Consider the following 25,687-nt stretch of genomic DNA (forward strand, 5'->3'; position numbering starts at 1 on the left):
GTTAATACATAAGCTATAGGGACCACAAAAATAACTAGAATCGAAGTGGAAAGCACCACTAGAAAGACCTTTGCTGTAAATCAGCAAAGGTATCTTTTTGGGTATTACATCACTTTCCCAAACAATTCTTTGTTTAATCGCTCCAGCTGCAGAAGATGATGACGATAGTGCATCTCAATAAGCAGGAACCATTCCTCCGCGCATAGTCCACCGAATCGCGGGTGAGATACGGTATTAAGCTTGAACGATTTTTCAAGAGACGGTTCAATCTCTCTCATTCTTTGAATGACTGTATGCAACCCTTGAATTAATTGTTCTTTGCTCTCCGGCTGCTCCGGCGTATATTGGGCAGAAGGCGGGACCTGAATACGAATGGGCGGAAAGCTGCCTTGTGCAAATATAGCCGCACCATCCTCGGTTTTCCCTACATGAGATACTAAGGGATCTTGGCTTAGCACCAGACATTGATCAATATTGCGAAGCTGCATATACAGTGCCGAGTTTATGAGATGTTGAACCATCTGTCCGATGGACCACTCGTTTTCACTTGGCTTTTGCTTCAGCTGCTCCAGATTGAATCGCTCTAATTCCTGAATATAGTATGTCGCAGTTTCTTCAAAACGTTGTAAGGCTTCTTTTGTTGTAGTCATTATATATCAGCTCCTGTGTCATTGATTATCCAAGTATATAAAAACGCTACTGACAGCGTTATGTCAGTAGCGTTTTAACATTATTTCTATTTCATTTCTAACTTGATGGCGAAAAGATTCCGGCTCTAGCACAACGATGCCGCCTCCCCAGCCCAGCACCCATTGCAGCAATTCCGCCGGCTCTCGAACTCGAAAAGTAACTAGTAAGCCTTCCGCATGCTCCTCTATAGTTTCCATATAGAAATTGTTCGATTCCCTTACCTTATCAGCTATATCAGAATGGACTAAGATACGCACATGAACGTTGCGATCATCAGGAGGTTGGTATACCTCCAATTGAAAATCCGCTGGCAGGATAAATTTATCTTCCAGATCAATAAGCTCCCTCATTCGGGATAACCGGAAATGACGGATGTCTTGACGCAATTCACACCAAGCGACGAGTACCCATGATCCTTGATGAAGCACAAGTCCGTAAGGAGCAACCGTACGAATACTTTGACGGTTCCCATCAGCTTCGGCGATTCTTTTAGAATAACGAAATCTTATTTTCCTTTCCTCCAATATCGCTCGACGAATGGCTTCCAAACATGCCTTTTCTTGTATTGGTGCTATTTCTGCTGCGGATGCAAATAAACGAAAACTTTTGCGGATCTGTGATGCTTCACTGCGGATGGCTTCTGGCAGGATAGCTTCTATCTTTGCTTTAGAACTTCTAGCCTTATTGCCGTAGTGGGCATCAAACCACTGCTCGATAAAGTCAGTCCCGATAAGTAATGCCACTGCTTCGTCCAGCGTGAAACTAACGGGCGGCAGGAAATACCCCTCGATTAAGGAGTAACCCTGCCCTGGCGCTCCTATTATGGATACGCCCGCTTCACTCAGTGCCTGAATATCCCGATAAATAGTTCTCACACTCGTTTCAAACGTAGCCGCCAAATCCTCCGCTCGCAACACTTTATTACGCTGCAGTTCAAGCACTATAGCTAACAAACGGTCCATTTTGTTCATACGACTCTCCCTCCCCCAAAATTGTTTTTCTATCTCAAACGGCAATGTTTAATATCATCCAATATCTCATCCACAGCTCGTCGATACCCACCCGAATCCCGATTTACCGTTAGGTCTAAAGCAGGATTACAAAACACTTCGTAAGTGGATTAAAGCTCCGCATCGCATTTTCCTCCACCTGAGATAAAAGCTTGTACAAATTTTTGTTTAGTCTTTTTTATCTATAAACCGTTTTTATATTAGACATTATAAACATTAATTTTACTTATATCGCTCTAAAAGGGTATAGTAATATAGGCTTTACAACCATTTTAATTATATAGAGTATACCCTTACAAGAGGAGAGATCATATTGGAAAGAGTAGTTGGAACAGTGGTACGTGGACTCCGCGGGCCCATCATTAACAATGGGGATAACATTGAAGAAATCGTAGTTCAAACCGTATTGAATGCTGCAAAAGTCGAAGGTTTCTCGATCGAGGATCGTGACATTGTAACCGTAACCGAATCCATTGTGGCTCGGGCACAAGGTAACTATGCGACGATTGACCATATTGCAGCTGATATTAATGGGAAATTCGGCGAGGAAACCGTGGGTGTTATTTTCCCAATCCTTAGCCGTAACCGATTCTCTAACTGCTTACGCGGTATTGCCAAAGGGGCAAAAAAAGTAGTCTTAATGCTAAGCTATCCAGCTGATGAAGTGGGCAACCATCTTGTAGACATCGACGAATTAGATGCTAAGGGTGTTAATCCATGGACGGATGTGTTAACAGAGGCTCAATTCCGTGAGTTTTTCGGCTATATTAAGCACCCATTCACAGGTGTTGACTATATCGAATATTATAAAGGTTTGATTGAAGCTGAAGGTGTGGCTTGCGAAGTCATCTTCTCTAATAATCCAAAAACCATTCTAAACTACACAAAACATGTATTAACTTGTGATATTCACACACGGTTCAGAACAAAACGTATTCTCATGAGCAATGGTGCTGAAAAAGTGTTTGGTCTGGATGATATTCTTACACAATCCATTGATGGCAGCGGCTTTAACGAAGCTTATGGTCTGCTGGGATCCAATAAAGCAACAGAAGAAAGCGTGAAGCTATTTCCAAATAACTGCCAACCTATCGTGGATGGTATCCAAGCAAAAATCAAAGAAATGACAGGTAAAACTGTAGAAGTTATGGTTTATGGCGATGGTGCATTCAAAGATCCAGTGGGCAAAATATGGGAACTGGCAGATCCAGTTGTTTCCCCTGCTTACACTACAGGGCTTGATGGAACACCAAATGAAGTGAAATTGAAATATTTGGCCGATAACAACTTCTCTCATCTTCGTGGTGAAGAGCTGAAACAAGCCATTTCTAAATACATCCAGAATAAAAATGATGACCTGGTTGGTGCAATGGAAGCACAAGGGACTACTCCTCGTAGATTAACAGACCTTATTGGATCACTGTCTGATTTGACTTCTGGCAGTGGAGATAAAGGAACACCAATGATTTATATTCAAGGTTATTTCGATAACTATACAAAATAAGATAAGCACAACAAAGGGGGTCTCTAAACGAGGCTCTCTTTTTTACTTTCTGGGTTATAATAAAGCAAACAGCGGTAAGCGGAGGATCCTATGAACATAAGAAGGATTAAATATTTTATTGATCTCGTTGAATGCAGAAATTTTACCGAAACAGCTAAAAAGAACTATGTATCGCAGACCACCATTAGTCAACAAATCGCCGCGCTTGAAGAGGAATTCAACATTCAATTGATTGACAGAAAGCAGATCCCTATCGAGCCAACCAAAGCCGGATGGCTTTTCTATGGCGAAGCTCTCATCCTCTGGAAGCAATATAACCATATGAAGATGAGCATGGAAAACTTTCAAAAGTATAATACGCAATCCCTGAGTATCGAATATGCGGCGATGACGGATATCCAAAGCTTGTTGAAATTGATTCCCTCGTTTCAGGATCATCATCCGAATATTAAGCTGGAACTGAATAAAGTATTGCTAAAAGATATTGCAGAATACTTGCTAAAAGGGATTTACGACGTAGCTATTGCCTTTGACTCCGAGTTTCAGGGAAAAGAGGATATTGTAACCTATCCCTTATATAAGGGACGTTATTGTGCGGCTGTGAGTCATCCCCATCCTCTTTTTCATCATGAATCGATCGCCAAAGAGGAGTTATATGAACATCCACTAGTCATGCTGAATCCAACAGCTATTGGAAACTCTTATCATCTAATGATCCAGCATGCCATTGAAGACGGCTATCAGCCGAACATCCTTCGAACCGCAGACGATGTGGAGTCAGAATTATTTTATATCATCACGGAGAATTTGATTGGCTTTTTTCCGGATAACTATCAGCTCGCCTATCTTCAGGATAAAGTCCGGTTAATCCCATTAGTTGATTCACACCATACCTTTGCAATCGAAGCAGGATATCTTAAAAACAATACAAACCCTGCCCTGCCCTCCTTCCTTCAGCAGATCCAAATTGGTTTTAGCAATCGACCATAAGTTTTATGTGTTAGACTATGTTCATTTTTTCACATACTATAAGGATATAATTCATATCCACAAGGAGTGACGATGATCATGGGTAAATTATTGTTGACGGGTGTCGATGGAAATCTAGGGAAACAAGCTGCAGAATATTTGTTGAAACTGATAGATAAAGACCAAATCATTTTTTGCGCCTACGATCCAGCCTGTTTGAAAGAATATGCGGAACAAGGGATTGAAACACATGTGACCAACTTTAATAACAACGAAGGCCTTGCCGAAGCTTTTGCTCATGCTGATAAACTTGCTCTGATCTCCATGCCTTTTGTTGGGGAGAAACGCCAAAATGCACACAGAAATGTGGTTGATGCAGCCAAAGAAGCCGGTGTCAAACAGATCATTTATACTTCTCTTGTAAACGCGGCTGATGAAACCAATCCAAGCGTTGAAAAAATTGATCATATTTATACCGAACGTTATGTTCAAAGCGTAGGGCTCGATTATATCTTCCTTCGGAATTCCCAATACGCGGAAGCGATGATTACCAATTACTTCACGTATGTGAAGGGTGACGGGGTATTAACGAACAATCAAGGTGACGGTAAAATGGCCTATATCTCGCGGAAGGATTGCGCAAAAGCCGTTGCGTATGCCCTAGCCTCCAATAATTATCAGGAAGCGATTCTAAATATCAACGGGCTTGAATTGATGACAATTACCGACTTCATTAAGATTGGTAATGAAGTAACGGGTAATCATATCACCTACAAAGAAAACACGGATGAAGAGAATTATGCCGTATTCGAAGCAATGGGCGTGCCTAGAACCACCGATGGGGCATTTAAAGATGGATCGGAAGCACCGTATTCTTCTGAAGGTATGGTTACTTTTGGACAGGCAATCCGTGAAGGAAAAATGGATATTTTTACAGACGACTTTAAAAATTTGACGGGGCAAGAGCCACTGACCGTGAAATACATGTTTGAACATGCCGATGAATTTCAGGTTGGCGAAAGACATGCTAAAGACAATTAATAAGTGGCACCTCGTACCTCTTAGACTAAATCACCCCCGTTTAATACACGGGGGTGATTCCTTTTATGCTGAGGATGGCACAAAAACAACCCGTTTTACAAGGTCAGAAGGAGCATTCCAAGCTTTCTCTACTTACTGAACACTCACAATTCTCTGCCATTGCAACCACAATCGTGGGTAACTCAGCAAGTGCCGCTATTTCCAAATTAATTCTCTGTCTCTCTGCTCCGTAAAGCTCAATCATATGCTCGTCCTGGAGATAATTAGGGAATTCCTCCCTTATTATCAGAGGATTCTGGTCATCAGACTAATAATTAGGGAATTCCTCCCTGAAATTCGACTGATTTGACGGTAAATCTTGATTCCGCTCTGTTTTTTAGGGAGAAATTCCCTAATTTCATTCATTTAGAGTAATTATCGGCTTTTATTAGGGAGGTTTTCCCTAATTACTCTCAATTCACTGGTATAGTGTAAACTAGCCAAGAAAATTCACGTACTCACTCTATATCAAAAAACACCTTAAACCGAGCGGATGAACATCCGTACGGCTTAAGGTGTTTTTTCAACTGTTAACTTATATTAATTCCAGATCTCTTCAGCAATCTCTTTGATATAAGCAAGCTTGCGCCATTGCTGCTCTTCTGTCAGGTGGTTGCCTTCTTCCGTGGATGCGAAGCCGCATTGTGGGCTCAGGCAAATCCGGTTTAGATCGACATATTGCTTCGCTTCCTCAATACGCTTCAAAATATCTTCTTTGCTCTCCAGCTCACCAAATTTGGAAGAGAACAAACCAAGCACGACTTGCTGATTCTCTTTTAGGAAGCGTAATGGTTTGAAATCGCCTGCCCGTTCTGTATCAAACTCCAGATAGTAACCTGAATAGTTATTGATGTTCAGAAGCGTTTGTGCGATAGGTTCATAACCTCCACCAACTCCAGCATAAGTTGAAACATAATTTCCTCGGCAAACATGTGTTGTTACAACGAGATCTTCCGGCAGACCAGATACAACTTCCTCGTTCAATTGCGCAAGCTCGTTCGCATATTCAGCTACATTCACACCAATCTGATTCATAAAAGCTATAAACTGTTCGTCGCATAGCGCTCCCCATGTGCAATCGTCGATTTGAATGCTGCGGCAGCCCGCTGCATAAAAGGCAAGAATCGACGCTTTATATGCTTTAGCAATATCTGAAATTAGCTCTTCACGATTTGGGTATATTTCATTTGTGCTTTCCTTATTTTCTGCCCGGTCTAGCTCGAACAGGAATTGCGCAGCTGCAGGAATCGATTGACGAGCTACAACGTCCTCACCAGCAGCGCTTTTTAAAAATTCATAATGCGATACAAAAGGATGGCTGCTATAGCTTATTTTTCCGGTCAATCGGGCTGTTTCTGGTCTCGACTTCGCACCGTTAAATTGGTAGCCTTGATCAATAATCGTCCGCTCTACACCGTCAAAGCCCCAAAAGAAGTCAAGATGCCACCAAGAGCGGCGGAATTCTCCGTCGGTTACAGCTTGAAGACCTACTTCTTTTTGTTTCTGAACCAGCTTAACAATTTCGTTGTTTTCCACTTCCTTAAGCTGCTCAGCGGTAATTTCGCCGTTCTTGTATTTTAATCTAGCTTCTTTCAATGCCTGAGGGCGCAGGAAGCTTCCTACAATATCATATCGAAATGGGGTAACGGTTCGCTTTTTAGGTTCGGTTTGAATGCTCATATATTAATCTCCTCGTAAAAAATTATTAGAATTAATATAGCATATCCGATGGCTTATACCGTTACACCAATGAGCTATGGCAGGCTATAAGTATTAGCTATACCTAAAGAATAAACGATTGCGTGTGCTAATATTGTCCCAGAAGACCTTTCTTCATGGCTATTTTCTCACAGCGATCAAACACAACGAGTCCTAGAATCAAATAAACCAGCGAATTTAATATTAATACGCCATAATCTGATAAAGGTATATCCGTTAACGTTAGATTCTCCAGCATCACCGTTCTGACCATATTCACTCCTTTAACGAACGGGGCAAAGGCTAAAAACGGAGCAACAGTTATCGGAACAAATACAAGTCCCATCAAAACGAATTGAAAAATCTGCAGAAATGCTTGAATTTGTTTCACAATAATAGCTAATCCAGCAATCATAAAGCTAACGCCTACCATACTTATCATAGTAACAATAATGATTGGGATCGTTGTCATGGGGTTAAGACTCAACCACTGTCCGGAGGTTAGCATCGCACCAAACAGCAACAGGATCATAATAACAGACTGTAAGCCTAACTGACTGACGATCCGCGTGAGCATGATTTTCCATACCCCCATGGGAGACATATATAACTGCTCTAACGTTCCACGCGTCGCTTCCGTGATTACCGAATAACCAATAAAGTTCATCGTCATCATCGTTAAGCTCCAAAAGACTACACTTACAATGGAGTATTGAACATTCATATCAAAGCTGGCTGGATCCCCAATGAACATAATGCCAAAAAATGCACCTAGAAATATAATATAAAACGTGGCTACTAAAGCAATCGTGTTCGGCAGATAACGTTTCATCTCAATATATTCCTTACGAAAATTCGCATTAAATAAATGGAGCCATTTCATGCGTTTTACCACCCTTCACAATCTGAATAAATACTTGTTCAAAATCAATGGTTATACGATCAATGCTTTCCACCATCGTTCCTTCCTCTTTCAGAAGATCGAACAACTCGTAGATATCCTGACCGTGCTCTAAATTCACTTCCACGATCGTTTCATGAGAGCTTGCTTTATAAGTACTTAAAGGGAATATACTCAACAGTTTTTGCTCCTGTTTTAGGCTTAATTGCTCACCTAATTTAATGGAATATGCCCTTGTTTCAAATAACTTAAGTAAGTTCTCTACCCTGTCGTCAATCACGACTTCACCCTTGTTAATGATAATGGCACGGTCACACAGCTCCTGAACGACAGGCATATCATGTGAGCTGATAATGATCGTACGTTTTTCTTCCCTTACTATTGTTTTTAGAATATTTCGTAATTCATAACTAACCTCAACATCCAAACCGAGCGTTGGCTCATCCAGTAAGATGACATCCGTGTTAGCTAATAACGCCACAGCGATAGCTAGCTTTTGTTGCATCCCCCGAGATAATCCATTGACTAGCTCATTCTCCTTTTCTTTTAGGTTGAATTGCTCTAATAATTTATCCGCTCGATCGGCAACTTGCTTTCGTGAGTACCCTCGATTACCTGCAAAATATTCTAGGTTTTCACGAACGGTAAGACGCCAATATATATTTCGGTTTCCCTCTAATACAGCACTAATATGCTCAAGCGCTTTAAGTCTCTTCTTACAAATATCTAGGCCATTAATGGATATAGAACCCCCATCCGATTCCAACAAACCACAGAGCATCTTTATCGTTGATGTTTTCCCAGCACCATTTGGCCCTAGTAAACCTAGAACCTCTCCACGATTCACATGAAAAGAAACATCACGAACGGCATGGATCTTCTCTTTCGTCTTTCTTTTCTCGTACACCTTGCTAATCCCGCGTACCTCTATAATTTTCTCCACCTAATAACCATCCTCTCCCGTACGATTTATATAAGTAATTCCATTGATAAATTTAATTTTATTTTAGTATCTAGATTTAAATAACTGGCTTCAGATGGAAACTTCCTCCGTCTGAGGAATGAGATTTGGGTATGGGGTATGTTTTTTACAAATACGACGAAAAGACACATCTCTTGAGATGTGTCTGGAATTTTATTTTCTTCACGAAAAAGAACTTCTACTGTCATGCAGTTATTATCCAAAAATGCGCTTAATTCCTTTAGCGATTTCATTCATACAATCCTCCGCTTGTGGATAAATACCGATTTTATCCATGAACGCGTGGTCCACTCCATTATAGCGGATATACTGTGTATTAACGCCTGCACGTTGTAGCTTTCTAGCGTAGGCTTCGCACTCAAGTGTCAAATAATCATACTGTGCAGTAATAATTAACGTGTCAGGCATACCGCTTAAATCTTCTACTAATAAGGGAGAAGTATAAGCGCTTGTTGCAGGAACCTTACCTTGTAAATAAATATTGTCCAGCATAGATGTCATATCACCCATACCCATCAATAGCCCCTTGATCAGCTCATGGTGATTGTTAATCGTGTACTCTTCGATATTCCATTCGAAATCATCTGTCGCTGCCCCAGCCATGTTCACCGTCGGATAAAGCAATGCTTGGAATTTAATCATACCTGTTCCTAAATCTCTATCCTTCATCGCGCATACCGTTGATAAGTTCCCGCCTGCACTATCGCCACATACTGCGATTTGATTCGGATTTACATTTAGTTCTGCTGCATGCTCATATACCCAGCGAACAGCATCGAAGCAATCGTTAAATCCTGCAGGGAACGGATGCTCAGGTGCAAGGCGGTAATCCACCGAAACAACAACTGCATTTGCTTTCTCAGCAATTGCTTTACAAGGATTCTCCACTACATCCAAAGTACCTCCTAGGAAACCGCCACCATGGAAGAAGACTACCGCTGGGACATTCGAGCCTCCAGCTGGAGAATAGATCCGAACTGGGATAGAGCCCTCTGAACCTTCTATATCTCTCGATTCTGTACGAATATCCGTTGATGTTACATCTGTATTCGGCCAGCCCATCATTGCGCGCATCCCCTGAACCATTGCCATTAAATCGAACTCTCCCTCAGGTGGCTTGCCCATCGCAGCCATCTTTTCAGCACTTTCTATTGTTGTCTGCAACACGCGAGCGTCCATTTCTCCCTCAGCATCTGAATCCGGAAGCTTTTTAATCATCATATCTAGACCTTTCACGTTCTTAACCTCTGTCCGTCTTTCTAGTTCCGCCAATAGATTTTCATATATATTTTTTTCCATGATATGCTTCATCTCCCTAGTTAAATTCTTTGGTTTTATCAATTATTTGGAATAGATCATCATGTGTTTGCAATGTAAAATGTGATCTCCCTCATTCATTCGCTTCTAAAACCATTACAATTTAGTCTCCCAATAGGTACAGAATGGATCTACAGGATTTACCCCTTTGAACGGCGAGCGTCCTAACAACTTCTCCACCAATGCTTCATATACATACTCACTTGAAGAGTACGTATTAATAAATGTTTTCACCTGTGGTACATCTTGTAAATGGTAAGGACTTGCTGTGGAAATGAACAAGGTAGGTAACTCTTGTAAGAACCACGGCATATCAGCACCCATAGGCGGTGCCCAGTTAATTCGCACGACCGTTTGATTACTCATCGTTACGATATTGGCACAATAAATAGCTAGATCATATTTATCTGTTAAACTTTCAATGGAAGTCATCATCCAACTAAAGTCCAAATTTTCTCTATTAAAGATATCAACTACAAATCCCTCACGCTCTAGCTGCTCCACCAAAGTACGATAGGAAACTTCACTGCTATAATGCCCTACCTCATCGCCAAGTGAGAAGAATAATATGCGCTTATGACGTTCTGGACTAATGGGTAGTAGAGACTGTGTATCTTTCACTAGTGTAATAGCTTGGTCTGCACACTCCTGTGCCCACTTCTCATGCTCTTCACATTTCATCACTGAAAGTGCGTCCAGACCTGGAACAAGCTTATCTTCTTGTTGCTTACGATGTAAACCAAGAGAAGCTTTAAGTGCTAGAATACGTGTAACTGCTTCATCGACTCGCTTCATCGTCAAAATTCCATTCTCGATTCCTTCCTTCATATACTTATAATCTTCAGGCATGTTGCGGTTAAAAAGAAACATATCACAACCTGCAGCAATCGATTTAGGAACTGCGATTTCACGTTTCATCGCCATCGTGAACCCTGCCATTGTAGCAGCATCCGTCACGATCATCCCATTAAAGCCAAGCTTGTCACGCAGTAATCCGTTTAACAATTCAGGTGACAATGTCGCAGGCATTAACTCTTCATCACGAATGTCAGGCGAGAGTGCTCGTGAATAAGCTGGCAACATAATGTGACCAATCATCACCGTCATTGCGCCTTCATCAATCAATCCCTTATATACCATGCCGTATGTTTGATCCCAATCCTCTACTGAAAGCGAATTGATTGAAATGTGTAAATGTTGATCCCTATCATCCACACCATCCCCAGGGAAATGCTTAATGGATGCAGCAACGCCGTTCTCTTGTACCCCTTTAACATAAGCCTTACCCATACGTAAAACCCTCTCAGGATCAGAGCCGTAGGTACGTATATTTGTAATCGGATTTCTAAAATTCATATCGATGTCTACAACGGGCGCGAATGCCCAGTTGCAACCTACTGCTTTCCCTTCCCGCCCTGCAATCTGCCCAAGGCGGTACCCCATCTCTTCGTTGTCAGTTGCTGCAACCTGCATTTGCTTACCAAAGTAGGTACCTTCAGAAGCGATCCCATTACCTCCAGCTTCCAAATTCGCCGATACAAGCAAAGGTATTCGAGAATTTTCTTGCAGATAACGATGAGTGGATTGAACGCCTACACCCTCCCCAGGCCGATACATAATACCACCTGGCTGATAGTTCTCAAGCATATCTTGTAATTCAGTTTGATCATCATTCATCCCTAGGGGGCAGAATAGCTGCCCAACCTTAGCATCCAAATCCATTGACTCCAGCGTGTTCTTAACCCACTGAATATCCTCATTTTGTAAATAAAATGGCTTTCCCTTCAAGTCCATTATGATATACCCTCCACTTTAATTAATTATAATTCTTATTTAGGCTTCAATTCCCGTGTTGCCTCTACGAGCTGTCAAGTCACTAATCATTTGGGGCTCATCTTTATCTAGCTTATAGAACAGGAATAATAGAATAACAACGATATTCGCAATTAAGGGTAACCATACAAAATTGAATTCAATTGCTAGCAAAGCCGATGGCGCTTGCACTTGATTCGGTGCATATTTCCCTAAGGCTAGAACCCAAGCTGCAATCGCACCCCCGAGCCCCATTCCGAACTTAGCACCAAAACTGCTTGCGGCAGATAGTAAGCCTGGTGCCCTTACTCCTGATTTCCATTCTCCATAATCAATCGTGTCAGCAATCATCGCGAACAGTAGACCAAATGCAAAGCCCCCACCAAAATTACTGATTATGACACCCGTTAATGCAACAGGAACAGACATCATCTGTGCACCTAGATAGATAATGACTTGCCCCACGATACCAATGCTCATACCTATAAAGACCGCATTACGTTTACCTAATTTCTTACTCAAGAAAGGAACTAGTACAATCGCAAGCAACATTAGAACGTTAAGGCCATTAACAAGCGGAATTAAGTCTTCTCTACCTAGGTTATATTTAAAGTAATAAATCGTAGCAGGACCCTTTGCTGTAACTCCGATAAATACGAACAGCCCAGTAGCCAAAAGGATCCACCAAGGTGTGTTCCCTTTAATTGCTTTTATTCCTTCTTTAAAAGGGACTGGACGATTGCCGTCAATTTGAACACGTTCCTTTACATTTTTAAATGTAATCAGGAAAAATACGACCGCTACACCAGCATAGATCATCATCGTTAACATAAAACCCTGTTTTTGATTGCCTTTTCCTAACGCATCAACAAGAGGCAGAGTCGCAATACTGACAAATATAGCGCCTACTTGCGCCAGAATCATACGAACCGATGACACTACCGTTCTTTCCTGTGAATCACTTGACATGCTTGGCAAAATCGAAGTGAGTGGCAAGTTAATCCCTGCGTATAAAACATTCAGTAGAATATAGGTAACATACGCATAAGCCAATTTTCCTGTATCCCCGAAATCCGGCGACAGAAATGCAAGAATTGCAATTGCCGCGAACGGAAACGATAACCAAAGGAACCAGGGTCTGGATTTCCCATATTTTGAAGTCGTGCGGTCAATCAACACTCCAAATATCGGTCCGTCGAACGCATCAATAATTCTCGCTAAAAGGAATAAGGTTCCTACAGCTGCGACATTCAACCCATATACATCTGTGTAGTAAAACATTAAATATAAGGTAACCGTTTGGAAAATAAGATTAGAAGCCGTATCTCCTAGACCATAGCTAATTCTTTCTTTCCATGAAACTTGTTTATTCATACACATACCCCCTGTAAATATCATAGTAAGGAAGCTTCGAGAACCCTAAATGTAATCCCTTACATTTGTGATTATAGACAATTTTCATCCATTCAACTTTCCGTTTCTTAATCAAAAATAGACCAAATTTCATGATTTTTTTATCAGTAAATTAAACGCTTTCAATAAAATCATAAAAAAGGGCTGACCCAAATCCATGAAATGGATTGCTTGGGTCAGCCCTTTTTGAGTGTAATGATTAAAAGTACTATGCATCATACACAGGCCATAGTTCATATAATCGAACTTCATGAGGGTTCAATTCACATTTAATATCAAGCGAGCCTTGGATATCAATCGTCTTCCTCACTTGATTGGGTACAGCCTTACGATTCAAATAGGCCACTTCATCTGCATCTAGTGAACTTGGAGCACCCATCTCAAGCCATGTATCATAAGCGCTGCCGTGATCCCGATTTATAGTAGTTTGACGAAGCTTGTATACACCACTTGGTATTCCTTGGATTGCAAAACTCATCTCTAAATTATTCGTGTCTCTGAAGACGTGATATCGATTCAAGGCGTCAATTCCTAGTGAATCAGACGTACCATACAATCGATCAAAATGACAATAATGGTAGACCATCAATTGATAGCCTTGCGACGATTTAGTGAGACAATATCCAGCGCCAAGCTCCATTAGGCGATCACCAAGCTTACCTAACAACTCATAAGCATAATAACCTGGCTTTTGGATTCCATTGCTCGTTATTAAGCCTAATCCACCATGAAACGTTTCCTCTGCTGGTGGCAGCTCCTCCAGTAAGTCCGTCAAGGACCAGTAAGCTAAGCTCTGCAGTTCATCTAGATTCTCAAGTACATTCTTCACAATATAAGCTGCTTTATAACAGGTATCGTTCGTCAAATCGCGATGAAATGGTGTTGAATTCCATTCCGTTACATGAATATCAGGCAGGTGCGAGAGCTTTGCTTTCAGTTTATTTTTTAACAAATGAATCGTTTCATTCAAATAATTATCATTACTTAAGTGTATCCAAGATATTGGTTTATCTATTAATCGCTGCTCTCGTACTGGATAACTGTGAAACGAAATAACGTCGGGAATACAATGATTTGTGATACAGAAATCTAAATAATGATCTAACCAAGACTCTTGATATACCGTTTCTGAAAAAAGATCTGGACCCCCCATTTGGAATTTAGGGCAGCTCACTTTAACAGCTTGATAAGTCTGAATATACATTTCTCCATAATCCTCAAATGTATCCGGCCAAAAAATTTGCAGATCAGGTTCATTCCAGCATGCAAAATACCAATGCTTCATCTCTTCTTCGCCATACCGGTTTTTACAGAACAAGAGTAATTGTTCCACGAGCTTTCTCCACTTTCCTATATCCTTGGGTTTACTTAGATTACTCTTCTTATAGAAGAAAGAAGACTCACTACTCGCTAAATCTTTAGGCATGAAGCCAAATTCAATATAAGGGCGTAGTCCAATGCTTCGTATGAAATCTATTAATTGTCCGACATAGAAGAAATTAAATATCGGATTGCCTTGTGTATCCTCACGATAGACCATCATCTCATCATCAAATATCCCATGAAACCTAATATGACTAAACTGGACCTTTCCCTGAATCAACTTTAAATGGGATTGCACTTCACTCATTAAAATTTCCTTCGCCTTGCTTATCGTACATATTTTTCGCCAATAAGGTTTAAACACCTTACTCTTACCGGAGAGCTGCACCCTAATTTCTTTTGTGACTACACCTTTTTCAAGCGTCTTATCGGCGATTTGCTGACCAGATGAAGGTAAATACTTGAACAACGCCTCATACGCATTCTCACGATCAAAATCCAAGTAAGTTGCATAATCATTTGAAGTCAGACTCTCATGCGCTTCATGCCTTTGCAAATCCTTACGGTATTGGATCGGTGTTATTTTATAAACTTCCTTAAACACCTTGTGAAATGACTTCAAACTCGGAAATCCATGGTCCATAGCAATTTGAGTAATGGAATGATCCGTGTAAGTAATATCTCTGACAGCATGCCTCAATCGAAGCTGATTGACATACTGACTAAAGGACTTCCCCATACTTTTTTGAAAAAAACTAGATAAATACGGAACCGATAAGTGTTCCTGCTCCGCAATATCGAACAAGCTAAGTGATTTCATATAGTTGCCTTGGATATAGTTCACAATACTTAACATACGCTCTGTATACTTGGAACCAATTCGACTACTACTATCTTCGCGACTCTCTCTGAATTTCCAAAGCAGTACGTATATTAGCTGCAATAATAACGACTTAATTTTGATCTCATAGCTATAATTTTCTTTGTTATATACCCACATCATTTCGGCTAATAAAGTGCGAATTTCATTAAATTTCTCTTGTTCTTCCTCTCCATATAGAAAGGATTTGCATAGGAACCTAACTTGATCGATTTCTGCAAATTCAGTTTTAATGAATGAAATGGGAATTTGCAAGGCAAGTACCAAATTATTCTCATGGGATTGGATGGAATGAACTTCATTGCTGTTGATGATCAAGACATCCTCTTCTTGTAGGGTAAATCTTTTCTTTTCAATATAGACATCGACTTTCCCTTTCAGAACGAACAGTAACTCAATGCTGTCATGCCAGTGGTCCTCCACAAATTGCGCATTATGAAGAAATATATTAATTGGCAAATCATTGTTCATTTGAATGCTTTCATAAACGTAATCCAAAGCCACCGTTCACCTCTCTTCATCCGTTGCTCGTAAATTCATTTTTATATAATAGCTTTTTTTAATTTGGATATATAAGTACATCTCACATTCATACGAAACACGAGAAAATACGCCTTGATTTTGCTTAAAAAATGGATATTTTGAATTTGATCCCCTCGATATAATTACAATGTTAACGCTTTCAAAATAGATAGTAAAGGGGATATATGTATGAACAAGAGTTTATCTAAGTTATTTACTGTCATGATGGCTTTCTTCGTTTTAAGTTCATTTAGTGTAGGCAATGTAGGTGCAAATGCAGATAATACCGCTAAAAAGGAAGACCAAGGGATTACTTTCTATCTGGTACGGCATGGAGAAACAATATTTAATGTACAAGAACGTATGCAAGGGTTCTCCGACTCTCCTCTAACAAAGAAGGGTATTGAAGTAGCTGAGAATCTAAGCAGAGGCTTGAAGAACATTCCGTTCGTTGCCGCGTACAGCAGTACGAGCGAACGGGCAAGCGACACGGCCGATATCGTTCTTGAAGGCCGCAATCTCAAGCTGATCAAAGACAAGCGTTTGAGAGAAATCAATTTCGGTGACTTGGAAGGCGCTTATCAAGCAGATGTTATGAAGCATACAAATGTTGCTTCGTTCAAGAAATTCGATTACACCTCGGTGAACGGCGAGAATATGCAAGGCGTGTTCGAGCGGGCTAAAGCATCGCTGGATCAAATGGTTGAAGCAAACAAAACAAAAGGCGGGGATGTGCTTGTCGTTTCGCATGGCATCACCATTCTCGATTTGGTCATGGGCCTCGACCCGAAAGCCTGGGATATGAGCAAGGGCGGCTTGCCGAATTCCAGCGTAACGAAGATTCAGTGGAAAGACGGCAAATATACGGTGCAAAAAGTCGGCGATCAGAGCTATGCGGAAAATGGTCAAAACAAGCTCACGTTCTACTTCGTTCGTCACGGCGAAACGCTGTTTAACGTGCAAAAACGGATGCAGGGCCTCTCGGATGCTCCGCTCACGGAAGAAGGCATCAAGGTGGCCGAGGACCTGGCACGAGGCTTGCATGACATTCCGTTCAGCGCAGCATACAGCAGCTCAAGCGGACGTGCGATAGATACGGCCGATTCCATTTTGGAAGGCCGAAACATGATTCTGAAAACGGATAAACGCTTGAGAGAAATGAACTTCGGTGACTTGGAAGGCGCTTATCAAGCAGATATTATGAAGCATACAAACGTTGCTTCGTTCCAGAAGCTCGATTACACCTCGGTGAACGGAGAAAACATGGCTCAGGTTTTTGCCCGGACAAAAGCAGCAGTAGACCAGATCATTGCTGATAACCAAGGGTCGAAAAAGAATATCATTGTCGTTTCCCACGGCATCACCATTTTGGATTTGGTCATGGGTCTTGATCCTAACGCTTGGGATATGAGCAAAGGTGGATTGCCGAATTCCAGCGTAACGATCGTTGAATGGGAGAACGGCAAGTTTACGGTAGGAAAAGTTGGCGACACCAGCTATTTGGAAAAGGGCAAGGCACTTTCACATTAAGAAGTAGAACAGGTACACAACTGTCTGCACAAGACAGGTGTGCACCAAATTAAAGGGAGGGGGCAGCTAGACTGCCCCCTCCCTTTACCCTTCCCACTAAATTGACTATCTTACCACCCACAACAGAACCCTTCTCTCTTCAGCAAAGACTCATGGATTACGGGTAAATACTCTATTCCCTGGAATTATTGAAATGCCAATGACTCAAGCTTTAAGTACTTCAAAGGAATTGCTAGACCAATTGATTCAGGCAACACCTTTGCAACGTTTGGGTCAAGTCATCGAAAGAGGATACTCAGCTCAATAACGATAATGACAGCCCTCAAGATAAATGAGGGCTGTCATTTTTTCATTACAAGACCATTAGAAGATCCATATGAGTAAGAAAATAACTGCAATTATTGCCACCACGATGAACAGATTGATTACCTCGCTCCAAAATCCCGGAACACCTTGTGTATGATATTTTTGCGCATTGACATCATGGTTTGCTTTATGACCGCCAGGGTCCGTCACATTCGGATTAGGTCCTGGATCAAAAAAGTCAGACATAGAAATCAACACCTTTCTCGATTATAAACCATATTATACCAGTTAATTCCCTTTTTAAAAATAATCTCCATTGCTCAAATCATTTGAGAATAAAAATAAGGTAAGTGTTTCATTGATAGAGCTTTTTCGATTAGTTCTTGATCGTAGCCATATTTTTGCAATGCAGTAATAATCGCTTGTGTCCTGTCTGATCGTTGTCTTCTTAAATTTGATTCTAGCTGTATTTCTAGAGGAACTGTAGGAATAGTATACCGTCCGATTGTCACATTCCTAAAATGATTCCAAATGAATTGTCCACCTTCCCATATTCCATCGCCATCCATAGAATCAGGAATGCCCGCTGAATTGGAGATATGAACGACTTCCACTTTAAACCCATCGATGATCCAACTCCCCTTTGTCCATGAGAAGCCCGAAGAAAAGGTCTGAGTGTATGCAGGTTCTTCTAAAGAGGATAACCAGTTCTCCCCATGAGGGAATTCACATTTATCCAGCAAGGAATATTCCTTCAGAAGTTCTGCAAATTGTGCAATCCCTTCTTTATTTTTTGTATAAATATCAACGTCTCCCGGAGTCATTTCACAGCCCTGTAATACCGAACCCACTGAGCCCACCAAGATCCATTCTAATTTTGAATTTACCTCCGGTGAAAAATAAAGCTCACATACCTTTGACAATGCTGTTTCCCAGCTATTCATAATTCCACCCCAAATTGACTAGTAAGTTCGAGTACATGAAACCTCAATAACCTCAGGTGCGTTAAAGAACTATACAAATTCACAGGAGGTTTTTAAAATGAGATACAGTGCTGCAGGCGCGCGAATAACCTGTCCTTGTTGTCAAAACGATACCTTTGATCTGGATTATAAACTGCTTAACACAAGCGGAGCATCCTTTCTAGGATTTGACTGGGCGAATAAAAACGCTGCTATACTTATTTGTAAGAGATGCACCCATATCTCATGGTTTATGGAAGAACCAACATCAGATAAATAAACACTACCAGATTTTTCTACATCTTCATTATAAAATATTTCTATAGACTATACCTCCTTGAGCTGGATGCAATTGTTCTTTTGCATCCAGTTAAATACCTCTCGATACCCATTCCCAATTGTCTTAAACCTCTTTGGATAACGATCCGAAATATTCTACAACAACCTCACGAAATTCCAAAGCAGCCCGAGAAATGTACCGACTCTTGTGCCATATTAAAGCAATTTCCCTTACTAATTCATGATTCTCTATTTGGAGATATTTGATGTCTTCCCGTGAATTTCTTGCTGTGCTTGGTATGAAGGCAAGACCAATCTCAGCTTCCACAAGCGTGATCAACCTTGCAGGTTCATCCCCCTCATACACATATTTAGGCGTAAATCCAACCGATTGGCACACAGAGTCTATTAAATCCCGAGTTCCGTAACCACTCTTAACCCCGACGAACCATTCATCTCTGAGCTCTATCAAAGATACACTGCTTCGATCTGCCAAACGATGTCCCTTAGGAACCGCTACAAGGATAGGGTCGATAAACACGACTTGGCATTCAATATCGTCCCCTTCTATAGGGGGTGAGGACAAGCAGAAATCCACCTCTCCTCGATCCAAAAGTGTAACCATTTCCTTGGTAGTCAGCATCTGCACGTGAAATTGACTATCAGGTCGCTTTTTTCGAAACTCGCGAAGGATATTGGGTAATGTACTGGCGGTGGTCACCGCTAATTCAAGCATGTTATGTTCCGGGTGAGATAAATCGCTAAGCTCCTGCTTCGCCTGTTCCAATTCAAACAAGGCTCTTTCTGCACGGCGAAGGAATGTGCTTCCGAATTCATTCAGACGCAGGTTCCGCCCTACTCGATCGAATAAAGGGACCCCTAGATCCTCCTCCAAGCGCTGGATTGTTTTGCTGAGTGATGATTGAGTAACGTGCAGATTCCGGGCAGCTTCGGTCACATGTTCCAGTCGAGCTACCGCGAGAAAATATTGCAGCTGTAGAAGTTCCATTTCGCACCCCATTCATTCCTTTAAGTCAATGAGAATATAACATAAAATGCGTTGGAATGAATAATTAAAATCAAGTAGGATGACATTAATACGCTTTAGGGGGACCCAAAATGAGTGCTCGGAATTGGTGGTTAATGATTTCTGTGGCTCTAGGGATACTATTGAACCCATTAAATTCTTCAATGGTTTCTGTGGCTATTCCAAGATTGCAAAATGTATTCCAACTTGACTATACAGGTGTTTCCTGGATTATTTTTTCTTTCTACATTGCTAGTAGCATCGCTCAACCTGTCATGGGAAAGGCCAGTGATTTATTTGGTAGGAGAAAAATATTTCTTACTGGGCTTATAGTAGCCTTCATTGCCTCATTATTAGCTCCTTTCGCACCAAGCTTCGCGTGGCTCATCGTGTTTCGTATTGTGCAAGCCATTGGAACAAGCATGATGGTTGCCGTTGGGATGGCCATAGTGCGAATTCATGTAACGGAAAAACAAGCGACAGCGCTGTCTGTTTTGTCCATCTTCCTATCCGGTGCGGCAGCCATCGGCCCCTTTATTGGCGGGGTTATCATACACTGGTGGGGCTGGCCTGCTATCTTTTTCGTCAATATTCCATTTGTGGTAGTGAGCTTTCTATTGTCTTGGAGAAATATTCCTAAGGAACACTCGTCATTAACCGTTTCATCGGGCATGTCCCTTCGCAAATGGTTCAATTGGATAGATGGATCAGGGATCCTGTTCTTCACAGTGGGACTGGTTGCCCTGCTCATTGGATTACTCTCAGCAAAATCATCCGGGCACATCGCTGTAGGAAATGTCGTTGTTTCACTGATAGGACTTGCTCTGCTAGGGGTATTCGTACGACATGAGTTAAAAGCGGCTTCGCCTTTTATCCCTTTACGCACATTTGCCAAATATCCTGCGATGACTTGGGTTAATGTGGAGTTCATGCTCGTTAACGTACTTTATTACTCACTCTTTTTCGGAGTTCCGTCCTACTTGCAAGTGGTTCGCCATGTCAGCGAATATCAAACAGGGATACTTATGCTAACCTTAGGCCTATGCTCTCTAGTTACTTCTCCAATAGCAGGACGAAGGATCGATAAATCCGGACCAAGACCGGCATTGCTAGTGTCTGCAATATTGATGACTGCGGGATCGGTATGGCTCGTGACATTAAATCAATCTTCACCGGTTATTAGCGTGTGCCTGGCTTTGGCTGCATTCGGGATTAGCAATGGGTTGAATAATGTAGGCATGCAAGCAGCTTTGTTCCAAAGTTCACCCAAAGAAATCATCGGAGTAGCATCCGGATTATTTAATACATCAAGATATCTGGGAACCATCCTCTCTTCCTTATTGATAGGAATCATAATGAGAGGTAAGTTCAGCTTTGAGGGATTTCAAGTCCTTGGGATTATTCTCACGATCATTGCATTGGCTTTGGTATTCATGAGTCGGCGGCGCCGGAAGTCTGGGGATATGCGGGAGCAATTCAATTGATTAACTTTAACTATTAATAAGTTTGCGAATTTCTTTATAATCTTCCTCCGTTATCAGTCCACCATAACTTGAGAAATCTAAAGTGAATCGCTGACCATCTGTGTATTCATACTGAATAATATACAATCCAGAGCCTATGTCCTTGCTGGCGCCTAAAATACTAATCACTTCTTCATAAGTCATTTTAGCTGTCACTTTGCTTAATTGCTCTTTTGTAGCTGTTTTTATTTCAGTGGGTTCTGATGAATTTTGCTGTACCGGATTCTTTGAATTTTGACAGCCAACCGTGAACACCGCGAGCATTAGCAATACCATTGTTGCAGTTAATAAAACTCTCATTCAAACACCTCCGGATTGTGGGGCTTCCATAGGACTAATATATGCGAAAATAGCTTTTTAATAAAGAAAGTCCCTATGACTAATCACATCATAGGGACTTTCTAATTGCATACTTTTTAGTTGTTCCACACTTACTTATTCAACGCAACGGGATCTTTAATCACGATGTCCGTATTCATGGTCCTCTTTCACCTGCTGCACTTGTTTACCTGAGAGGTCAATAGACTCTGGTGTAGTCGCATTGAATGCGGAGAGCTGAACATCCACACTAGCAGCCAAAGTATGGGAGGCTCCTTGCGCATCCTGACCCACAAACGTTAGATCTAACTGTTGGTGCTGAAGCTCATTAGCCGGAGTGATATCAGCATTCAAACGGATGCTTTGAATCTGTACACCGTTCGTCAGAGCAATTGCTTGGAAATCAAACAGGTTATGCTGAATTAAATCCTCTGGATCATTTGAATCGACAGTCGTTTCTTTACTGGACTTATGATCTTTCTCTTCCGAAAGATTCTTGAACAGAACCGGGGCTAACGCCTGCACCACTGCCGGGATTTGTGCATTGTCAAGCTGCAGCGAGATATGCTTGGCACCGTCTTTATCGGTAGTAGAGGTGATCTCATTCTTTAAATTGCCGATCAAAGCATCCATGATCGTCTCTTCTAGGCTGCTAAGCCAAACTGCTTCCTTCGGTTCTGTTCCTGTTTCCTGATCCTTCTTATCCTTAATATCCTGCTTTACGTAATAAATATCGGAAGCATCGCTCTTCCAGACCTGTCCGTCAGGCTGACTATAGAGGTTAAGTTCATGGGAACCTTGTGACCCGCTAATCTTCACAGCGCCACTTACGGCTTCATTCGGCAAGCTTACTTTTATACTTCCTTGTGCCTGACTCAGAATAGTCCCGTTATCTTTAAGCATCGCATCAGCTTGTACGGTAACAGTTTGTATATTCTCTGCAGTATTCTTAAGTGCGGCTTTGTAATCCTCATATCCAGAGGTTCCCGCAAACGCCGTCATTCCGGTAACCAGCATGATCGCCCCGCTAATCCCTGCTGCACCTCCGGTAAGTAGCCATTTCTTCTTCATTTTCTTCCTTCCCTTCATCACTTATTTAGTCTTGCATATTAAGCTTAGGTGCAATTCCTAAATTCGTTGTGAAGAGTCTATTAAATAAATCTTAACTACGATACATTCGGAAGCTTCTTGGTTACTCTGTTTCTGTGAATAAATAATCGGGCGGGAGATAGCAAGTAGACTACACTTATTAGTCCAAACAAACAGGCACTAACTTGAAAAGGCAGCAGTTGATTCCCTGTGCTTCCCAGCCATCCTCCAATTAGAGGACCAATAACCACCCCTAAACCTTCTATGGAAAACAATAATCCCCAGCTGATCCCCACGGAATCTTCGGGAATGTAACTGGCCATTAACGCATTCCATGAAGGAAGCAAAGCAGCATAAGCACACCCCAGCAGAAGCGCGAGCCCAATGGCAGCGGAGAAGGAGTTAATAGAAGTTAGACCGAACAAGGCAAGCGCAAACACGCCGAATCCAACGACAAGGAACCATTTGCCTCCAACTTGATCAAACCACTTTCCCATAGGGACAAGAAATAGAACTACACCTGCTCCTCCCATAAATAGCACGATAGACAGCTGTGAATGAGACAAACCCAGATGTGAGATCGCAAAGCTTGTTAAAAAAGGGACCAATATCCCGCCCGCTGTAGTCTGCAGCAGCATGCCGGGGACCAAAAATCCCCCCTTCTTCACTTTGTTCCATAGAGATACAAACTGCCCGCCTACAGATATATTCACACTCTGCACCGAGACCTTGTTCATCTTTACAAGACCTACCATGATCCAGCCCGCTACGAAAAATAATCCAATGACAGCAAGGGACAGTGACAGCCCACCACCAATTAACAAATTCATCATTACGGGACCCAGACCTAGACCAGCCATCCAGTATACGTACAAGGTTCCCATCTGTTGTGCTCGTTTTTCCTCTAATACCTGGCTCATACATAGGATCCAGATCGGTGAGAATCCAGCACCCAAGCAAGCAGAGGCTACAATAAGCATCCACGGACTATGTGTTGTCACCATCAATAACAGTCCAATGAACCCAAGAAAGAACCCTCCATGAAGCACGGTATGCCCAGGATATCTATCCAAGAGATAGCCGATGAAGCTTTTGATCAAGCTGTCCGTTAAATAGTGCGCGGAGACCGCAACACCGACTACTGACGTTGTAAGCCCCAAACTCGTCAATACATACGTAGGTAAGAAAGCGATCAGGACAGCCCCTCTTATCCACTCTATAAAAAAGAGAATCATTGCGAGGCGGGTAAACGTCTGCTGTTGTCTTTCTTTCTTCCTAATAATATCCATGAATCGTCTTCGCCTGCCCTTCAACGAGCATGGATTTTGCTGCGGGAACAGAAGGCTGACGCAATTTAATAGCTTCTAAAGCTTCAGTAACGATAGCATCCGAGGCTGATTTTCGCGAAAAGACCTTCAGCTGCTGTTCCCTTTCATCTCTATACGCCATATGCTCCAATCGCTGAAGCTGCTCTACTAATTGCTCCTCATTTCGTGCGATCTCAATCAAATTGTGCCCGGCTAACCATTCTGCATTACCTGCCTCCTGACCAGGGAGTGGTCGATAGACGATAACCGGAAGTGCTTGAGCCATCGCCTCAGTCAAGGTAATTCCACCTGCTTTGGTCAATAGACAGGAAGCTATGCACATCAGTTCCTGCATTTCTTCCGTATATCCCAAGATGTGAACTCGGGGGTTCTCTTGAAAAAGCTCTACCGTAGCTGCTTGAAGCTTATGATTATTCCCGCACAATACGATGACATCGAAGCTCGATTGAAGCAGTACTCGTTTTATTAAACTGCTAATGTCACTTAATACGCCGTAAGCCCCTGCCGCCAGTAGTAGATATTGACGATCTCCGCTTAACCCATGTTTGCGTAAAAGCGCTTCACGATCCTGAGTCTGCTCAAATACCTCGCGAATTGGAATCCCACTGACCACAAGCTTCTCTTCAGCGACCCCTACCGACATCAGCGTTGTCTTCATGTCTTCTGAAGCGATAAAATATTTTGTCGTTTGTGGATGAAGCCACCTGCCATGAACTACATAATCCGTCATAACTGTGAACAGAGGCATTCTACTACCTGTTGTGGATGCTAGCTCAGCAGCAGCCAAATAAGGAAAGGTATGAATAATAATATCCGGCTGTATCTCGTCGATGATCCTTTGTACTTTTCGTTTGCCCATAGAATGGATGAGTCTACCCATGAACTGCTCTGGTCTCATCTTGCTCGTCATTGTGTACAAGAATCCATAAAATTCTTGCGTATACCCCGTGTTGTTTAAATAGAACCTTCGGGATAGCTCATTCAAGGTAGGGTGGACTGCAGCGAATAGATCCAGAGTTGTAATCCGACTAATCCCCCGACGTCTAAATGAATCTTCGATGGCCTCAGCCACTTTCATATGCCCGTCCCCAAATGCCGACGTAACAATAAGTACTTTAGGATCTGTGTTCATGACAAAGCTCCTTTTTCTCATGGCCTCCTTTAACTCTAACTCTGAATCGTAAACTGATAGTGAAGGGATTCTTAACTGAATATTAATTTCAA

The 25,687-nt window shown here is 41.8% G+C and carries 23 protein-coding genes and 1 pseudogene; 8 read left to right on the forward strand and 16 right to left on the reverse strand.

The annotated features are described in order from the left end of the window. Positions 1-104: 104 nt before the first annotated feature. Both ACDZ28_RS30730 and ACDZ28_RS30735 read right to left on the reverse strand, forming a co-directional pair. Positions 105-650, reverse strand: a complete 546-nt coding sequence (locus tag ACDZ28_RS30730) for a DinB family protein (RefSeq protein WP_375103548.1) — start codon at positions 648-650, stop codon at positions 105-107. Between the two features lie 63 nt (positions 651-713). Next, positions 714-1,661, reverse strand: a complete 948-nt coding sequence (locus tag ACDZ28_RS30735) for a YafY family protein (RefSeq protein ID WP_339287504.1) — start codon at positions 1,659-1,661, stop codon at positions 714-716. A gap of 352 nt (positions 1,662-2,013) precedes the next feature. On the opposite strand from ACDZ28_RS30735, the gene ACDZ28_RS30740 reads away from it, so the two are divergent. The 4 genes from ACDZ28_RS30740 (at position 2,014) to ACDZ28_RS30755 (ending at position 5,447) form a co-directional block, all read left to right on the forward strand. Then, positions 2,014-3,204, forward strand: a complete 1,191-nt coding sequence (locus ACDZ28_RS30740; protein WP_042129976.1) for a coenzyme F420-0:L-glutamate ligase — start codon at positions 2,014-2,016, stop codon at positions 3,202-3,204. A 90-nt stretch (positions 3,205-3,294) separates the two neighbouring features. Continuing rightward, a complete protein-coding gene (locus tag ACDZ28_RS30745) occupies positions 3,295-4,194 on the forward strand; it encodes a LysR substrate-binding domain-containing protein (protein WP_375103549.1) in 900 nt (299 codons plus the stop codon). 78 nt (positions 4,195-4,272) lie between these two features. Then, on the forward strand, positions 4,273-5,214 hold the full coding sequence (locus tag ACDZ28_RS30750; protein WP_375103550.1) for an NAD(P)H-binding protein: 942 nt from the start codon (positions 4,273-4,275) through the stop codon (positions 5,212-5,214). Positions 5,215-5,288: 74 nt separating this feature from the next. Further along, positions 5,289-5,447 carry a hypothetical protein gene (locus ACDZ28_RS30755; RefSeq protein WP_231573860.1) on the forward strand — a complete coding sequence of 53 codons (159 nt, stop codon included), beginning with the start codon at positions 5,289-5,291 and terminating at the stop codon, positions 5,445-5,447. A 346-nt stretch (positions 5,448-5,793) separates the two neighbouring features. On the opposite strand, the gene ACDZ28_RS30760 is transcribed toward ACDZ28_RS30755, so the two are convergent. The 7 genes from ACDZ28_RS30760 to ACDZ28_RS30790 all read right to left on the reverse strand — a co-directional run bounded on the left by ACDZ28_RS30760 (position 5,794) and on the right by ACDZ28_RS30790 (position 16,077). Further along, a complete protein-coding gene (locus tag ACDZ28_RS30760; protein ID WP_375103551.1) occupies positions 5,794-6,933 on the reverse strand; it encodes a 5-methyltetrahydropteroyltriglutamate--homocysteine S-methyltransferase in 1,140 nt (379 codons plus the stop codon). Between the two features lie 127 nt (positions 6,934-7,060). Further along, positions 7,061-7,834, reverse strand: coding sequence for an ABC transporter permease (locus ACDZ28_RS30765; protein WP_042129986.1), 774 nt, complete (start codon positions 7,832-7,834; stop codon positions 7,061-7,063). Further along, on the reverse strand, positions 7,812-8,795 hold the full coding sequence (locus ACDZ28_RS30770; RefSeq protein ID WP_375103552.1) for an ABC transporter ATP-binding protein: 984 nt from the start codon (positions 8,793-8,795) through the stop codon (positions 7,812-7,814). The genes ACDZ28_RS30765 and ACDZ28_RS30770 overlap by 23 nt, the downstream gene beginning before the upstream one ends. 234 nt (positions 8,796-9,029) lie before the next feature. Next, the gene (locus tag ACDZ28_RS30775; protein WP_375105440.1) at positions 9,030-10,136 is read right to left on the reverse strand and encodes an alpha/beta hydrolase; all 1,107 of its coding nucleotides are present in this window, start codon (positions 10,134-10,136) and stop codon (positions 9,030-9,032) included. 111 nt (positions 10,137-10,247) lie between these two features. After that, positions 10,248-11,945: a glycoside hydrolase family 3 protein gene (locus ACDZ28_RS30780; protein WP_375103553.1), complete on the reverse strand. Its 1,698-nt coding sequence runs from the start codon at positions 11,943-11,945 to the stop codon at positions 10,248-10,250. 39 nt (positions 11,946-11,984) lie between these two features. Further along, positions 11,985-13,337, reverse strand: a complete 1,353-nt coding sequence (locus ACDZ28_RS30785; RefSeq protein ID WP_042129991.1) for an MFS transporter — start codon at positions 13,335-13,337, stop codon at positions 11,985-11,987. Between the two features lie 247 nt (positions 13,338-13,584). Continuing rightward, entirely contained in the window at positions 13,585-16,077 is a 2,493-nt protein-coding gene (locus ACDZ28_RS30790) for a helix-turn-helix domain-containing protein (protein ID WP_375103554.1), read from the reverse strand. A gap of 213 nt (positions 16,078-16,290) precedes the next feature. Between ACDZ28_RS30790 and ACDZ28_RS30795 the strand changes: the two genes are divergently transcribed. Together ACDZ28_RS30795 and ACDZ28_RS30800 are read left to right on the forward strand one after the other, a co-directional pair. Continuing rightward, on the forward strand, positions 16,291-17,631 hold the full coding sequence (locus ACDZ28_RS30795; protein ID WP_375103555.1) for a histidine phosphatase family protein: 1,341 nt from the start codon (positions 16,291-16,293) through the stop codon (positions 17,629-17,631). Between the two features lie 124 nt (positions 17,632-17,755). After that, positions 17,756-17,908 (forward strand): annotated as a pseudogene (locus tag ACDZ28_RS30800) (tungsten formylmethanofuran dehydrogenase); the annotation flags it as partial. Between the two features lie 86 nt (positions 17,909-17,994). On the opposite strand, the gene ACDZ28_RS30805 reads toward ACDZ28_RS30800, so the two are convergent. Beyond that, a complete protein-coding gene (locus tag ACDZ28_RS30805; protein WP_042129995.1) occupies positions 17,995-18,183 on the reverse strand; it encodes a hypothetical protein in 189 nt (62 codons plus the stop codon). A 74-nt stretch (positions 18,184-18,257) separates the two neighbouring features. Then, entirely contained in the window at positions 18,258-18,881 is a 624-nt protein-coding gene (locus tag ACDZ28_RS30810; RefSeq protein WP_339287517.1) for a hypothetical protein, read from the reverse strand. A 97-nt stretch (positions 18,882-18,978) separates the two neighbouring features. On the opposite strand from ACDZ28_RS30810, the gene ACDZ28_RS30815 reads away from it, so the two are divergent. Continuing rightward, the gene (locus ACDZ28_RS30815) at positions 18,979-19,179 is read left to right on the forward strand and encodes a hypothetical protein (protein WP_339287518.1); all 201 of its coding nucleotides are present in this window, start codon (positions 18,979-18,981) and stop codon (positions 19,177-19,179) included. Positions 19,180-19,302: 123 nt separating this feature from the next. On the opposite strand, the gene ACDZ28_RS30820 is transcribed toward ACDZ28_RS30815, so the two are convergent. Then, positions 19,303-20,187 carry a LysR family transcriptional regulator gene (locus ACDZ28_RS30820; RefSeq protein WP_375103556.1) on the reverse strand — a complete coding sequence of 295 codons (885 nt, stop codon included), beginning with the start codon at positions 20,185-20,187 and terminating at the stop codon, positions 19,303-19,305. Between the two features lie 110 nt (positions 20,188-20,297). Between ACDZ28_RS30820 and ACDZ28_RS30825 the strand changes: the two genes are divergently transcribed. After that, positions 20,298-21,689: an MFS transporter gene (locus ACDZ28_RS30825; RefSeq protein WP_375103557.1), complete on the forward strand. Its 1,392-nt coding sequence runs from the start codon at positions 20,298-20,300 to the stop codon at positions 21,687-21,689. 6 nt (positions 21,690-21,695) lie between these two features. On the opposite strand, the gene ACDZ28_RS30830 is transcribed toward ACDZ28_RS30825, so the two are convergent. The 4 genes from ACDZ28_RS30830 to ACDZ28_RS30845 form a co-directional block, all read right to left on the reverse strand. Continuing rightward, the gene (locus ACDZ28_RS30830) at positions 21,696-22,028 is read right to left on the reverse strand and encodes a hypothetical protein (RefSeq protein ID WP_375103558.1); all 333 of its coding nucleotides are present in this window, start codon (positions 22,026-22,028) and stop codon (positions 21,696-21,698) included. A 156-nt stretch (positions 22,029-22,184) separates the two neighbouring features. Beyond that, positions 22,185-23,117 (reverse strand): hypothetical protein, encoded by a 933-nt coding sequence (locus ACDZ28_RS30835; protein WP_375103559.1) that lies wholly within the window; start codon positions 23,115-23,117, stop codon positions 22,185-22,187. Between the two features lie 95 nt (positions 23,118-23,212). Beyond that, positions 23,213-24,424, reverse strand: a complete 1,212-nt coding sequence (locus ACDZ28_RS30840) for an MFS transporter (protein WP_375103560.1) — start codon at positions 24,422-24,424, stop codon at positions 23,213-23,215. Beyond that, complete coding sequence (locus ACDZ28_RS30845; RefSeq protein ID WP_375103561.1) at positions 24,411-25,595, reverse strand: glycosyltransferase; 1,185 nt, start codon at positions 25,593-25,595, stop codon at positions 24,411-24,413. The genes ACDZ28_RS30840 and ACDZ28_RS30845 overlap by 14 nt, the downstream gene beginning before the upstream one ends. Between the last annotated feature and the right edge of the window lie 92 nt (positions 25,596-25,687).

Source organism: Paenibacillus sp. RS8 (assembly GCF_041956825.1).
Lineage (GTDB): Bacteria > Bacillota > Bacilli > Paenibacillales > Paenibacillaceae > Paenibacillus_AQ.

Coding starts and splice junctions, on each gene's coding strand:
- ACDZ28_RS30730 (WP_375103548.1), bottom strand. CDS start 650: ATGACTACAACAAAAGAAGCCTTACAACGTTTTGAAGAAACTGCGACA.
- ACDZ28_RS30735 (WP_339287504.1), bottom strand. CDS start 1,661: ATGAACAAAATGGACCGTTTGTTAGCTATAGTGCTTGAACTGCAGCGT.
- ACDZ28_RS30745 (WP_375103549.1), top strand. CDS start 3,295: ATGAACATAAGAAGGATTAAATATTTTATTGATCTCGTTGAATGCAGA.
- ACDZ28_RS30750 (WP_375103550.1), top strand. CDS start 4,273: ATGGGTAAATTATTGTTGACGGGTGTCGATGGAAATCTAGGGAAACAA.
- ACDZ28_RS30755 (WP_231573860.1), top strand. CDS start 5,289: ATGGCACAAAAACAACCCGTTTTACAAGGTCAGAAGGAGCATTCCAAG.
- ACDZ28_RS30760 (WP_375103551.1), bottom strand. CDS start 6,933: ATGAGCATTCAAACCGAACCTAAAAAGCGAACCGTTACCCCATTTCGA.
- ACDZ28_RS30765 (WP_042129986.1), bottom strand. CDS start 7,834: ATGAAATGGCTCCATTTATTTAATGCGAATTTTCGTAAGGAATATATT.
- ACDZ28_RS30780 (WP_375103553.1), bottom strand. CDS start 11,945: ATGGACTTGAAGGGAAAGCCATTTTATTTACAAAATGAGGATATTCAG.
- ACDZ28_RS30785 (WP_042129991.1), bottom strand. CDS start 13,337: ATGAATAAACAAGTTTCATGGAAAGAAAGAATTAGCTATGGTCTAGGA.
- ACDZ28_RS30795 (WP_375103555.1), top strand. CDS start 16,291: ATGAACAAGAGTTTATCTAAGTTATTTACTGTCATGATGGCTTTCTTC.
- ACDZ28_RS30805 (WP_042129995.1), bottom strand. CDS start 18,183: ATGTCTGACTTTTTTGATCCAGGACCTAATCCGAATGTGACGGACCCT.
- ACDZ28_RS30810 (WP_339287517.1), bottom strand. CDS start 18,881: ATGAATAGCTGGGAAACAGCATTGTCAAAGGTATGTGAGCTTTATTTT.
- ACDZ28_RS30815 (WP_339287518.1), top strand. CDS start 18,979: ATGAGATACAGTGCTGCAGGCGCGCGAATAACCTGTCCTTGTTGTCAA.
- ACDZ28_RS30820 (WP_375103556.1), bottom strand. CDS start 20,187: ATGGAACTTCTACAGCTGCAATATTTTCTCGCGGTAGCTCGACTGGAA.
- ACDZ28_RS30825 (WP_375103557.1), top strand. CDS start 20,298: ATGAGTGCTCGGAATTGGTGGTTAATGATTTCTGTGGCTCTAGGGATA.
- ACDZ28_RS30830 (WP_375103558.1), bottom strand. CDS start 22,028: ATGAGAGTTTTATTAACTGCAACAATGGTATTGCTAATGCTCGCGGTG.
- ACDZ28_RS30835 (WP_375103559.1), bottom strand. CDS start 23,117: ATGAAGAAGAAATGGCTACTTACCGGAGGTGCAGCAGGGATTAGCGGG.
- ACDZ28_RS30840 (WP_375103560.1), bottom strand. CDS start 24,424: ATGGATATTATTAGGAAGAAAGAAAGACAACAGCAGACGTTTACCCGC.
- ACDZ28_RS30845 (WP_375103561.1), bottom strand. CDS start 25,595: ATGAACACAGATCCTAAAGTACTTATTGTTACGTCGGCATTTGGGGAC.